This window comes from Exiguobacterium sp. OS-77 (assembly GCF_000414195.2).
GTDB lineage: Bacteria > Bacillota > Bacilli > Exiguobacteriales > Exiguobacteriaceae > Exiguobacterium_A > Exiguobacterium_A indicum.
On the sequence record NZ_DF239008.1, the window covers coordinates 148,047 to 160,639 of the forward strand.

Consider the following 12,593-nt stretch of genomic DNA (forward strand, 5'->3'; position numbering starts at 1 on the left):
TATTTATGACACGTCTTTGATTAGCGAACGTTTCAAGTCTAGAAAAAGACGCGTAAAGGTAGCATCCCATTGTGTACCCATGCCTTCTTCTAAGATAGATAAAGCTTTCTCAACAGGCATTCCCTTACGATAGGGACGATCGGATGTCATCGCATCGTAGGCATCGGCAATGGCCATGATTCGACCGAACAGTGGAATGTCTTCTCCTACGAGACCTTCCGGATACCCCTTTCCGTCGTAGCGTTCGTGATGGTACTTTACCCCAGGAAGAATCGGTTGTAACGTCTTTGGGAGCTGAACTTGCGATAGAATGTGCACACCGATGACAGGATGTTGTTGGATGATCTGAAATTCTTCGTCAGTCAAGCGTCCTTCTTTCAACAACACATCATCTCGAATCCCAATCTTTCCGATATCATGTAACAGCGCTGATTTACGTAACAACTCGATTTGTTCGTGCGGCAGGTTTGCAGCAGTAGCGATTTCGACGGAATAGGCAGCAACGCGAAGCGAGTGTCCGGCCGTGTAAGGATCCCGGGCATCGAGTGTTGCCGCAAATAACGTAAACAGACTATCGAGCAATTGCTCATTTTGTTCATCGCGTTTTTTGATTCCTTCCATCATCAGGTTAAAGCCGGAGACGAGATGAGAAAATTCATCAGAATAGGGATTCGGTAACGAGATGAGTCGATTATTTTCGACATCTTGAATCCCTTGCTGGAGAATCGCAATCGGCTTTCGGATGTTTTCATAAAGAAGAAGACTACAAAACGTCGCGACGGACAAGATGACGACTAAGATGAGTGTCGCCCAACTCCAGTAGGAACGAAGGCTCTCATTTTCCGTTAGTTGTACAGCTGAGGCGAGAACGAACAGCATGACCGGAAAAACGCCGATGATCAAGGTGCTGATGAGCATCTTGTGTCTTAACGTGACAACCGTCGTTTTTTTCGGAACATCGAATCTGCGATCAAGAGCATGTTTCTCTAAAGTAAGTAGCATCTGCTCCGTGACACGATAAGTCAGAAAAAACTCGATCAAAGCGTGGAGAATTGCGACGAGGACAGCACCAAAACAGGCGAGACCGATCAAATAGTACGGCATTCGTAACCATCCTTGAGAGATCGCGAGTGCCGTTAAAAGTGACGAAGGAACCGAGAGACCTAAGAAGTGTGGTCCCATGATTCGCTGAACTGTCAGAACCGGAAACCGATGCGCTGTCCGATAAGCATTTTGAAAAGAAGACAGCGAAGGAAAGTCAGTTTGAAAGAAGTATCGTAAAGCGCGAACATGCCTTGAGTAGACGAGATATTCTAATAAAACCATTAAACTAACAGAAAAAAACATGATACCAATTAGAATGAGTTGTTCTGTCCCGGTAAAAGTCAGTGTCTCAAAAATAAATAGACATCCGACGCCGAACACAGCGACAAATGAACCAATTAAATAGTTTCTAAGCAAATGACGTTCAAAACGTTTTATAGCGCTCATTGTATCCTCCTTATGTAATCATCAGAGTGTTTTCAGCGTACCGTGAAACAAAAGAAGAAATCCGGTCATTTTTACAAAAAAGGAGAGTAATTTTTAAAATAACTGATTAATTTAAATTCCAAAAAATAGGTATGGTCGAAAAGAACTAATTATCTTAAAAGCGATTGATTAACGAAATAAAATAACCTATGATTTGAATATTCAGAAAAGTATAGTAATCACATGCTTTTCACTACTACATAGGGGGTCAATTCACGTGGGGAAAAAGAAACAGCTTAGCCTAGCCGTTCTATCTGGAATTACGGCAGCTGCTTTTGCTGTTGGTCCGGTGTTACCTGGTGGGCAGGTAACGTCCGTACAAGCAGCCGAAAAAGTAGCACCTGGTGCACCGATGGATTTAAACACGGTCGATCAGGATCGATTAGCAAAAGTGCTTGAAAAACGTGGGGTCATTTCAAAAGCAGCTTCAACAGAAGCAAAACAACAAGCCGTTCAAAAGTATCTGGACAAAAAGGCGAACGGAAAACCGGCTGCTGATCACGATCATGATCATGAATCCAGTAAAGAAGCAGCATTTGATAAGAAGACAAAAGACTTCTTAACAAAGCAAAAGGAAAAACTTGCTAAACAATTGAAGAAAAAACACGGAAACTACAAAAAAGGCAACCCAAACGGCTTCGTCAAAGTAGATAAAGCGAAACAGGCAGCCTATAACGGTGCAACACGGACGGATAAAGTCCTTGTCCTCCTCGTCGAGTACAGCGACTTCAAGCACAACAACGTCGTTCAAGAACCTGGATATATGTACTCAGATGACTTCAATCAAAAACATTACCAAGATTTAATGTTTGGTGATAAAGAATTCGAACTTTTCAATGGTGACAAAGTAAAGACGTTCAAACAATACTATGAAGAACAATCAGGTGGTAGTTATTCAGTCGATGGTACGGTATCGAACTGGTTGACGGTTCCTGGTACAGCGAAGGATTACGGTTCAGATAATCCTGCTGGTGGAAACGATAACTTACCGGGATCAAAAGGACCACGTGGTCTCGTCAAGGATTCGTTAGCGGCAGCTGTTAAAGCTGGCATTAACTTAGCAGATTACGATAAGTTCGACCAGTACGATATGGATGGAGACGGTGACTTGAACGAACCAGATGGTCTCGTCGATCACTTGATGATCATTCATGCGGGTACGGGACAAGAAGCAGGTGGCGGTACTCTTGGTGACGATGCAATCTGGTCACACCGCTGGACGTTAGATGGTGTTCATCCGGTAGCAAATACGACAGCAAGTGTTGATTACTGGGGTGGAAAAATGGCTGCTTATGATTACACGGTGCAGCCTGAAGATGGTGCGGTTGGTGTCTTCGCGCACGAATTTGGTCATGATCTTGGATTACCTGATGAGTACGATACGAAGTACACGGGTCAAGGTGAACCAGTCGCTTCATGGTCCATCATGAGTGGTGGTAGCTGGAATGGAAATATCGCCGGAACAGAACCAACAAGTTTCTCACCACAAAACAAAGAGTTCTTCCAAAATGTGATGGGTGGAAACTGGGCGAATATCCAACAAGTTGATTTTGATTCCTTAGATAAGCTAGGAACAGCTTCGTACCTCGATCAGAGCGTCACGAAATCGAAAAATCCAGGAATCATCAAAGTCAACTTACCGAAAAAACCGGTAAAAGGCATCGCACCGGCATTTGGTAAAAAGTATTACTACAGCACAAAAGGGAACGACTTGCATACATCCATGACATCCCCGGAGTTTGATTTGACGAATGCGAAAGAAGCGAAGTTCGACTTCAAAACATTGTATGATATTGAATATAACTACGACTTCTTGACTGTTACAGCGACGGCGGATGGACAATCAAAAGTCATCGATACAATCGGTGATGAAGATACAGATGGAGATCAGCGCGCTGATTCTACTAAAGGAGCATGGGTAGATAAATCGTACGATCTCAGCGAATTCGCGGGTAAAAAAGTGACATTGAAATTTGATTACGTCGGAGACGCTGGTCTTGCGCTAGATGGATTCGCACTTGATAACGCGAAGCTAACGGTTGACGGTAAAGTCGTCTTTGAAGATGATGCAGAAGGTACGCCGAAATTCACGCTTGACGGTTTCGTCGCATCAGACGGTTTCTCTTACGCAGATAACGCATACTACCTCGAATGGCGTAACTATGCAGGCTCGGATAAAGCACTCGAGCATGCACGCGGCGTGAAGTATAACACAGGGCTTGTCGTCTGGTACGGTGATTCGAGCTTTGACGATAACTGGGTAGGTGTTCACCCAGGTGAAGGATTCCTTGGAGTCGTTGACTCACATCCTGAAGCAATCGTCGGAACACTCAATGGTAAACCGGTCACGACAGGAAGCACACGTTACCAAATCGCAGATGCTGCGTTTAGCTTTGATAAAGCACCTGCATGGTTGATTGATTCGCCATCACGTGGAACATACGATTATAAAGGTCTCCCAGGTGTGACAAAGTTCGATGATTCGAAATCGTATATCAACCAGTTGATTCCGGATGCAGGGAAACTACTCCCGAACAATGGTTTGAAGATTGAAGTCATCGGTGAAGCAAAAGATAACTCTGCTGGAGCTGTCTGGATCCACCGTTAAAACAGAAGAACAGGTTCAGTTTCGGCTGAACCTGTTTTTTGTTTTAGTTATGTAGAAGAAGTGGAATCAATTGGAAAAAACATTGGTCTGACAACTTGACTTTTAAAGCGCATCCATTCTATACTTACGTTAGCTTAATATTGTTATTGTCATTACGGATTCACATCGTGTCACGAACAATCTTTTCGTTGCTCCATGTATTTCGGGACAATAATGAATTCTTTTCATATGCCCAGCATATGTATTAAGTAATTTATTTTTGGAGGTTGTTCCCATGAACACAGGTAAAGTAAAATGGTTTAACGCAGAAAAAGGTTTCGGTTTCATCGAAGTTGAAGGCGGAGAAGACGTATTCGTACATTTCTCAGCAATCACTGGTGAAGGCTTCAAAACTCTTGACGAAGGTCAAGAAGTTGAGTTCGAAATCACTGAAGGCGCACGTGGAGCACAAGCTGCTAACGTCGTAAAACTTTAATTTCAACTATTCAATCGTCCCTTTTCGGAGGGGCGGTTTTTTATTAGACTAATATCTTGAATTCAAGATAAATGTGAGATATACTCCAATTACCAAATCATTGACAAGGAGTGAGGAAGATGGAATTACTCGGAATTCATCATGTATCGATCTTAACAGGCATGGCGGAACGCAATTATCAATTCTACACACAAATACTTGGCATGCGTCTGATCAAAAAGACTGTCAATCAAGATGACACGACATCGTATCATTTGTTTTATGGAGATGCGGAAGGGAATCCAGGAACGGACTTGACGTTTTTTGATATTCCGCATCTTGGAACGGGCGTACCGGGGGCATCGAGTATCTCTTCGACATCGCTTCGTGTCAAAACAACGGCTGCACTTCATTTTTGGAAACAACGTTTTGAAGCGAAAGGTGTGGATCACGATGAAATCGTCGAGCGAGCAGGGCGTCGAACACTCGCCTTTCGTGATCAGGAAGGAACACGTTTGATTCTCGTCGCAGAAGATGGTGAGGTAGGTGTCACAGGTGGTGTACCATGGCCGCAAGAAGAAATTCCATCGGAGCATGCAATCGTTGGACTAGGAGCCGTCACATTGACGGTCAACGATCCGACGTTGACGATCCGTGTACTGACGGAAGTCATGGGATTCCGAAAAGTAGGTTCTTATCCATCTTTAGCAGGTGACTTTGCACCGATTGAAGTCTATGCAACGGGAGAAGGTGGTATCGGAGCAGAGGTTCATATCGAGGCACGTCCAGATCTCGACCGAGAACGTCTTGGTCGTGGTGGCGTCCATCACGTCGCGTTCCGAGTACCGAACAGTGATGAATATGAAAAGTGGGTCGAACGCCTGAATGCCTATCACTTACCGAACTCTGGTAAAGTCGATCGTCACTATTTCCAAGCTCTTTACTTCCGGGAACCGAACCATATCTTATTCGAACTCTCGACAGATACACCGGGATTCGCGACGGATGAGTCGGTTGAAACGTTAGGGGAGACGCTTGCGTTACCACCATTTCTTGAACCAAAGCGAGCTGCCATCGAAGCGCGGTTACGTCCACTTGAAATCTGACAATCCTGTGACACAGGTCACAGAAGGATCGTCCATCCCGTATACTAAGAACAGGAATCAAGAAAAAGGAGTGACGGGATGTTAAGAACTACGCTTGGGCAATTCCGAATGATTGCGATACTAGAAGGAATCTCGTTTTTAGTCTTACTGTTGATTGCGATGCCGTTGAAGTATATGGCGGATATTCCGCAAGCTGTTTCGGTCGTGGGTGCACTTCACGGTGTCTTGTTCGTCATGTATGCACTCTGGCTCGCGGTCGTGAAATTCAAATACGATTGGTCGATCGTCAAAGCGGGGATTGCGTTCATCGCATCATTCATCCCGTTTGGTACGTTCGTGCTCGACTGGAAGCTAAAACAGGAAGCAACAAACGCGTAAATTGTGTATACTGAATAGAGCACGGCTGTGGATAACTGTTTTTGTCTATGCGAAGCAGGTTATCCACAGCTTTTTTCTGTGGATAATTTTTAGGAGGATATATCATGTCAACATTTGAAACATTACACATCAGTGACCTGTGGATAAAAAAATTACAAAAACAAGGCATCAAGGAACCAACACCGATTCAAGAACAGGCGATTCCGTCATTACTCGACGGACGCGACTTGATTGGTCAAGCGCAAACGGGAACAGGGAAGACATTAGCGTTTCTCTTGCCAATCCTTGAGCAAATCGATGTCGAATCACAAACAGTACAAGCATTGATCGTCGCACCGACACGCGAACTTGCGCGTCAAATTGCCGATGAGACGCATAAACTGATTCGGAACACGGAACAGTACCGTGCGCTTGCTGTATACGGTGGACAAGACGTCTTTAAACAGATTCAACGCCTCGGTCGGATGCCACAAATCATCATCGGGACACCAGGACGAATTCTTGACCACGTCGGTCGCGGTACACTTGATTTAAGTGAATTACGGACGCTTGTCTTGGATGAGGCTGACCAAATGCTACAAATCGGTTTCTTGCCAGAAATTGAAGACATCATCGAAGCAGCACCGGTTGATCGTCAATTCGTCATGTTATCTGCAACGATGCCACCGAAAGTAGAGGAACTGGCGAAAACGTATTTGCGTAATCCAGTCGAAGTACAGGTGGAGGCGGAAAGCATTACTGTTGAAGCGATCGAACAGTTCGTCGTCGAAACAACGGATCGCCGCAAGCAAGCGACACTGCGGACGATGCTTGACGAGATGCGTCCGTACGCAGCCATTATTTTCTGCCGTACACAACGTCGCGTTAGTAAATTGAACGAAGAAATGCAGATGCAAGGGTATCCGACGGATGAATTGCACGGTGGACTAACGCAAGGGAAACGTGAAAAAGCGATGGCGAAGTTCTATCAAGGAAAAACACAATTCCTGATCGCAACAGATGTCGCTTCGCGTGGACTTGATGTGACAGGTGTGACACACGTCTTTAACTATGATTTACCGGATGATGCGGAAAGCTACGTTCACCGGATTGGTCGGACAGGACGTGCTGGGAACGACGGAATTGCCGTTTCCATCGTAACACCAAAAGATGGTCGGACGTTCCGTGATATGGAACGGGAATTGAACATCTCGGTCACGCCGATCGTCGTCGAATTGTCTGAAGAAGCGATTCGCGCACAGCACGATCAAAGTAAAGGATCACGGAAGACGACAGAAGGACGTGGAAATACACGTCGTTCGAATAACCGTCGCCCGGGACGTGCACATCGTAAATAAACAGAAACAAGATAAAAGAGCCGGTCTACTTCTCTCATCAAAAGAGAAAATAGACCGGCTCTTGTTTTATTTGGCGTAGACCATCTGACCACCGAGATGACCAGTATAAGCAAGTAGTCCGCTACCGACGATGGCAACAGCGAAACTGAGTAATAAAAACATTTTTTTGTTCGAGCGGTAACCTAACAAAAGAAATAACAGCGAGACACCAAAGGCAACAAGACTGAACAGTGCAAAATGCTCATGATTTTCGATGGCAGCATGGGTAACGCTGCTTAAATTCGCTTCCGCATACTCTTCTGCTCCGTCTCCAGACAAATAGGCAGCGACTCCGGAAATCAGACCGACGACTAACGTAAAAAGGGCAAACAGTTTGAATTGTATCCACTTCAGACTGATGAGTAATAGGATCGTCGCAAATAATAAAAGTGCAATCGGTGCATGGACAAGAAGTGGATGAAGCGGTACGTTCCCCAACATATCAAAAACCTCCTTGGATAAGTATGGTAAAGCATAATTTCACTTTACCCTGCTTATCTGACAGTTAACTGACACCGTTTTAAAGAGTTGGGAAATGAATGATGAACCGTGTACCTTCACCTAATGTGGAATCAATGGAAATCGTTCCGCCATGTTGCTCCGCAATGGATTGAGCGATTGATAACCCAAGACCGGTTCCTGTTCCGTGACGCGAATGGTCCCCCCGGTAAAAACGCTCGAATATTTTAGTTTGTTGATTGGAAGCGATACCGATTCCGCGGTCCTGTATCGTCAACTGGCGTTCTGTAGTAGTTTCTTCGAGAGAGACATCAATGACGTCATCGCTGTAGACAAGAGCATTCTCAAGAAAGACCGTCAATAAGCGGTTCAATTGATGGGTATCTCCCTTCATGCGTAAGTCAGGCATTATCGAAGCGTGGATGACGCGATCCGAGTAGGCGTGCTGAAAACGTTCGACGGTCTTTTGAACGAGCGAACTAAGGTCAACTTCCTGTTTCGGTGAAGGTTGTCCTTCTCGCGCAAGCAATAATAAATCAGAGACTAAATACTGCATGCCTGCCGTTTCTGCTTTAACGTCCTCTAGAATCGTACGCCCTTCATTCGAAAGTGATTCCGCTTCTAGCAATTCAATCCCGCTGTAGACGATTGTCAGAGGTGTCCGTAGTTCATGTGAAGCATCGGACGTAAAACGACGTTGACGATCGAATGCTTGTTGCACCGGAATGACGGCTCGACCAGCAAGGATATATCCGACTAGCGTCAGGACAATCGTTGCGAGCACCGCGATCCCCGCCAGAACGGCAATCAATCGCTGTAAGGTGTCTTCGGTCGGAGAGATGTCCTTCATCAGTAGTAGCCGTCCTTCTTCGGTACTCCGTTGATACAGCAAGAAGTGTCGATCATCCCATTCCACTTGTTGCGTCGTATCATTCGAGCTTAAAAAACGGCGCAGTGTTTTGGACTCGACGTCTGGCGGCAGACTTGCATAGCGTTCGTTTCCTGAACCATCGAGTAACTGGAAGTAGATCGGATTTCGAATGAAGTGATCCTCCCCATGCTCGATCCGTTCGAAGATATCTCGATCAGATACGCTCTTCAATTGATTCAATTCCATTCGATTCAGCAATTGAGCGTTCGTGACATACACACCAATCAGGATAAGGACTAGTACAAGAAAAAACGAGCCACTGAATAACAAGGTCAGTCGTTTTCGAATCGATTCAAGCATGCGGATCACCTAAACGATAACCGAATCCGCGAACTGTCCGAATCAAATTAGGAGCACCGACCGCATCTAATTTTTTTCGAACGAGTCGGACGAGCGCATCGAGCGCGTTATCCGTAATATCCGCCCCGATCCCCCACACGACTTCGATGATCAATTCACGACTCATCACCTGTTCAGGTCGTCTTAACAGTAAGGAAAGGAATTCAAATTCACGTCGTGTTAAATCGATTGGATGTCGCTCGTAAGAAATCGTTTGTGAGGACAGATCGAGGAGTAGTCCATTGAAAGAAACCGTCGACACGAATGCCTTTTGTTGACGACGACTGAGCGCGCGCAGTCGTGCCAGTAATTCATTCGATTGAAACGGTTTAACGAGATAGTCATCGGCTCCACTATCGAGACCATGAACGAGATCGATTTCCGTATCGCGAGCAGTCAGCATCAAGATGCCGCCTTCAAACTGTTCTTGCCGTAAGGTAGCGGCGACTTCGACTCCGCTCTTACGAGGCATCATCCAATCGAGAACGAGTAAGTCATAGCGATACGTCTGACATTGGAGGAGCGCTTCCACTCCATCCTGCGCAACATCTACCTGATATCCTGCCCGCTCCAAATGGAGGCGTAACATCTTCGCAAGACGCTGATCATCTTCTGCTACCAAAACGCGCATGCACATCGCTCCTCTTTTTTTCTCATTATCCCATAGTTGCCGTCAGTTAGTTGTCAGTTTTTTTCGATACAGTAAACGTAACAAGAAGGGAGAGGAAACAGATGAAACCAAAACCATTTGCGAAATGGCTCGTCGGGCTTAGTAGTTCCGTCTTCATCGGACTTGCGATTGGTCAGTTGAGTGTCAGTTCGAACGATTCCTCTACGACACCTGTTTCGACAGGCGATACGTATTCGAACGATACGACGCTACCATCTCAAGGGAATCAGTATAGCGATGATGAAGGCGAATACGAAGGGGATGATGGATATTACGAAGATGACGATGATGATCAATGGCAAGGTGATGAATCGTCTGGCTTCAGTCAACCCGGTGGATCAAGTGACGGTCAGTCTAGCCATTCGAGGTAAGGAGGAGGAAGATGGAGCGACAATTGTATGCGATGCATAATCAGGTGCGGTTCGTGACGGATCAGCCGATCGATGAAGCAGAATGGGAGGAACTTGTCCGATTCTTTCATTATGTGGATCGACAGTGGTCACGCTTTGATAAGCAAAGTGAAGTCAGTCGATTGAATCGCTTACGGATCGGCGACACGTTATCTGTGTCCTTACCGTTAGCCCGCTTACTGGCCCGCGCCACGCGATACTTCGAGCAGACCGAACGTTATTTTTCCCCATTCCTGCTGGCGCAACAACAAGCCAATGGCTATCGCCAATCATTTCCCTTCACACAAGCTGTCGCTTATGAAGAGGTTGCTCCACCAGAGATCGCCCCGTTCATCATTGAAGGATGTGACGTGACGCGAGTCGGAGGCGGTTTTATCGACCTAGGTGGAATCGGAAAAGGAGCTGCCGCGATGATCGCAGCGCAGCGACTACGAAAAAGCTGGAGTCGTGGATTGATTGAAGCGGGAGGTGACGTCATCGTCTGGTCCGAGGAGGAACCATGGAATATCACGATCACGCATCCCGAGACCGAACAACGCGTCGCTGACATGCAATTACGACAAGGTGCGATTGCGACATCGAACCGTGTCTATCGATCGTGGAAGACGGACGGACAGACGCATCATCATTTGTTAGATGGACGAACAGGACGTCCGACGAGAAGTCCGATTCTTCAAGTGACGGCATCTGCGCCACAACTCTATGAAGCCGAAGTCATGACGAAGCTTGCCTTTCAGATGACAGAGACAGAACGTCAAGAAAAGCTGTTTCGTTGGTTTCCAAAAGGACGATTATTGATTTTGGATACTGCTGGGGAATGGCGAAGTGAACAGAAGGGAGTGAGTGAGACATGGACTGGATGAAATGGTTGTTCTCAACATGGACGATGATCCGGTTGAGTGGATTAAGTGGGCACTTCTTCATGACGATTTCTGTCTTAGCGGGATTGCTCGGTTCCTACCCGGCACTCAAAAAACAAAAAGCACGACTGCATCACGTGCACTTATATAGTGGCTGGGCAGGTTTGCTCGCAATCGTCCTTCATGCGACGCTCATCATCGTCGATTCATACGCACCACTGACGATCTTTGAAGTCCTGATTCCGGGCCAAGCTTCTTATGAACCACTCTGGAATGCGCTAGGAACGATCAGTCTCTACTTATTCGGATTCGTTCTCGTGACTTCGGATTTCTTAAAGGAGACGTTAGGCAAGACGCTTTGGAAATTGACACACTGGCTGGTCTTACCTGCTTGGCTATTAATGACGGCACATGGTCTTTTCATCGGTACGGATACCGGAACCCTGTTCACGACGATCTGGTACGCTATCTCAACACTGACGATGTTTACGCTCGTCCTTTATCGGATACGGATCCGTCCTGTGCAACGGACTCGAACTTCAGCAAAAGAGCGCTCAGTCGTACGCTGAGCGCTCTTTTCATTGTCGGGCGAGCCAAGCTGTCCATTCGTTAAAGGCAGCGTCCCGATTCTCGATATAGTTGTGATCACTATCGACAATCGCTTCCTCGAACGGACTGTCGGATAGCAATAAGTCATGATGGAGTGCTTTGATCGATGTTTCGTCCCTTTCTGACGTCATAAGCAACATCGAGCGATCGGCTAGACGTTCTTTTAGCGTCAGTAAATTCCAAGTCGTATGATGGTGCTTCAACTCATCGAGTAACGCGTCAGCAACGGCACCATTTAGGAAACCAGCTCCTCGTTCGAGTACACCGTGTAGCGCAGCTTCGTATTCCGGATGTTCGAGGACGAGCTGACCGACGAGACCAAAATTAAACGGAGAGATTCCGACATAATGTGCAGCCTCTGGTGTCTCAGCAAAAGCATGTAGACCGGCGAAACCGCCCATGCTATGACCAACGACGGTAATCTGATCCGCCTTGATGCCATGTTCGGCAGTGAAAGACTCTGAGCAGACGTGCTGTAGTGTCGCGGTCGCGTCTTCCAAAACATGTTGGAATCGGAAGGTTCCAGGGCTCCCGATCGTTCCACGATACGACGTGACGAGTACATGGTACCCTGCACTTTGAAGTTGAACTGCCCAGTCCATGTTCAACTGTTTCCCGGGAAATCCGTGGAAGAGGACAATCAGTGGAGCATTCGCTGTATGTTCAGGTGAATAGAGACGGGCAATCAACTGTTCTGAACCACCGCTTGGAACATGGAGATAGGATAGTGTTGCCTTTTTCGTGATCGTTTCCAAAAAAACACGCTCCTTCATAATCATTTTCTAAGTCTTAGTGTGCGTGAAGATGCACGATCATGCAATGATTAAGTGTATGAACTAAAAAGATGGGATACCCTTCTGGGC

13 protein-coding genes are annotated in these 12,593 nt (G+C 46.3%); 8 read left to right on the forward strand and 5 right to left on the reverse strand.

Going from position 1 to position 12,593, the window contains the following annotated elements; translation table 11 throughout:
- Positions 1-3: 3 nt before the first annotated feature.
- On the reverse strand, positions 4-1,491 hold the full coding sequence (locus tag EXG77_RS00700; protein WP_035395564.1) for an HD-GYP domain-containing protein: 1,488 nt from the start codon (positions 1,489-1,491) through the stop codon (positions 4-6).
- A 256-nt stretch (positions 1,492-1,747) separates the two neighbouring features.
- On the opposite strand from EXG77_RS00700, the gene EXG77_RS00705 reads away from it, so the two are divergent.
- From EXG77_RS00705 to EXG77_RS00725, 5 genes are all read left to right on the forward strand, one after another.
- The gene (locus EXG77_RS00705; protein ID WP_035395567.1) at positions 1,748-4,138 is read left to right on the forward strand and encodes an immune inhibitor A domain-containing protein; all 2,391 of its coding nucleotides are present in this window, start codon (positions 1,748-1,750) and stop codon (positions 4,136-4,138) included.
- Positions 4,139-4,412: 274 nt separating this feature from the next.
- On the forward strand, positions 4,413-4,613 hold the full coding sequence (locus tag EXG77_RS00710) for a cold-shock protein (protein WP_023469752.1): 201 nt from the start codon (positions 4,413-4,415) through the stop codon (positions 4,611-4,613).
- 119 nt (positions 4,614-4,732) lie between these two features.
- The gene (locus EXG77_RS00715; RefSeq protein ID WP_023469751.1) at positions 4,733-5,698 is read left to right on the forward strand and encodes a ring-cleaving dioxygenase; all 966 of its coding nucleotides are present in this window, start codon (positions 4,733-4,735) and stop codon (positions 5,696-5,698) included.
- A 78-nt stretch (positions 5,699-5,776) separates the two neighbouring features.
- On the forward strand, positions 5,777-6,076 hold the full coding sequence (locus EXG77_RS00720) for a DUF3817 domain-containing protein (protein WP_023469750.1): 300 nt from the start codon (positions 5,777-5,779) through the stop codon (positions 6,074-6,076).
- A gap of 104 nt (positions 6,077-6,180) precedes the next feature.
- A complete protein-coding gene (locus EXG77_RS00725; protein ID WP_023469749.1) occupies positions 6,181-7,413 on the forward strand; it encodes a DEAD/DEAH box helicase in 1,233 nt (410 codons plus the stop codon).
- 66 nt (positions 7,414-7,479) lie between these two features.
- Here EXG77_RS00725 and EXG77_RS00730 read toward each other — a convergent pair whose 3' ends face one another.
- The 3 genes from EXG77_RS00730 to EXG77_RS00740 form a co-directional block, all read right to left on the reverse strand.
- Complete coding sequence (locus EXG77_RS00730) at positions 7,480-7,893, reverse strand: DUF2231 domain-containing protein (protein WP_035395569.1); 414 nt, start codon at positions 7,891-7,893, stop codon at positions 7,480-7,482.
- Between the two features lie 79 nt (positions 7,894-7,972).
- Positions 7,973-9,142 carry a cell wall metabolism sensor histidine kinase WalK gene (locus EXG77_RS00735; protein ID WP_035395571.1) on the reverse strand — a complete coding sequence of 390 codons (1,170 nt, stop codon included), beginning with the start codon at positions 9,140-9,142 and terminating at the stop codon, positions 7,973-7,975.
- A complete protein-coding gene (locus tag EXG77_RS00740) occupies positions 9,135-9,812 on the reverse strand; it encodes a response regulator transcription factor (protein WP_035395573.1) in 678 nt (225 codons plus the stop codon). The genes EXG77_RS00735 and EXG77_RS00740 overlap by 8 nt, the downstream gene beginning before the upstream one ends.
- A gap of 101 nt (positions 9,813-9,913) precedes the next feature.
- On the opposite strand from EXG77_RS00740, the gene EXG77_RS00745 reads away from it, so the two are divergent.
- The 3 genes from EXG77_RS00745 to EXG77_RS00755 are packed head-to-tail and all read left to right on the forward strand — an operon-like array spanning position 9,914 to position 11,690.
- Complete coding sequence (locus tag EXG77_RS00745) at positions 9,914-10,222, forward strand: hypothetical protein (protein WP_023469745.1); 309 nt, start codon at positions 9,914-9,916, stop codon at positions 10,220-10,222.
- Positions 10,223-10,233: 11 nt separating this feature from the next.
- A complete protein-coding gene (locus tag EXG77_RS00750; RefSeq protein WP_035395574.1) occupies positions 10,234-11,124 on the forward strand; it encodes an FAD:protein FMN transferase in 891 nt (296 codons plus the stop codon).
- Complete coding sequence (locus EXG77_RS00755) at positions 11,112-11,690, forward strand: hypothetical protein (protein WP_035395577.1); 579 nt, start codon at positions 11,112-11,114, stop codon at positions 11,688-11,690. Before EXG77_RS00750 ends, EXG77_RS00755 begins: the two co-directional genes overlap by 13 nt.
- Positions 11,691-11,699: 9 nt before the next feature.
- Here EXG77_RS00755 and EXG77_RS00760 read toward each other — a convergent pair whose 3' ends face one another.
- Positions 11,700-12,485 carry a S9 family peptidase gene (locus EXG77_RS00760; RefSeq protein WP_035395579.1) on the reverse strand — a complete coding sequence of 262 codons (786 nt, stop codon included), beginning with the start codon at positions 12,483-12,485 and terminating at the stop codon, positions 11,700-11,702.
- Between the last annotated feature and the right edge of the window lie 108 nt (positions 12,486-12,593).

Bases quoted from the DNA above. Each gene is read 5' to 3' on its own strand.
- EXG77_RS00700 (WP_035395564.1), bottom strand. From the start codon at position 1,491: ATGAGCGCTATAAAACGTTTTGAACGTCATTTGCTTAGAAACTATTTA.
- EXG77_RS00710 (WP_023469752.1), top strand. From the start codon at position 4,413: ATGAACACAGGTAAAGTAAAATGGTTTAACGCAGAAAAAGGTTTCGGT.
- EXG77_RS00715 (WP_023469751.1), top strand. From the start codon at position 4,733: ATGGAATTACTCGGAATTCATCATGTATCGATCTTAACAGGCATGGCG.
- EXG77_RS00720 (WP_023469750.1), top strand. From the start codon at position 5,777: ATGTTAAGAACTACGCTTGGGCAATTCCGAATGATTGCGATACTAGAA.
- EXG77_RS00725 (WP_023469749.1), top strand. From the start codon at position 6,181: ATGTCAACATTTGAAACATTACACATCAGTGACCTGTGGATAAAAAAA.
- EXG77_RS00730 (WP_035395569.1), bottom strand. From the start codon at position 7,893: ATGTTGGGGAACGTACCGCTTCATCCACTTCTTGTCCATGCACCGATT.
- EXG77_RS00735 (WP_035395571.1), bottom strand. From the start codon at position 9,142: ATGCTTGAATCGATTCGAAAACGACTGACCTTGTTATTCAGTGGCTCG.
- EXG77_RS00740 (WP_035395573.1), bottom strand. From the start codon at position 9,812: ATGCGCGTTTTGGTAGCAGAAGATGATCAGCGTCTTGCGAAGATGTTA.
- EXG77_RS00745 (WP_023469745.1), top strand. From the start codon at position 9,914: ATGAAACCAAAACCATTTGCGAAATGGCTCGTCGGGCTTAGTAGTTCC.
- EXG77_RS00750 (WP_035395574.1), top strand. From the start codon at position 10,234: ATGGAGCGACAATTGTATGCGATGCATAATCAGGTGCGGTTCGTGACG.
- EXG77_RS00755 (WP_035395577.1), top strand. From the start codon at position 11,112: ATGGACTGGATGAAATGGTTGTTCTCAACATGGACGATGATCCGGTTG.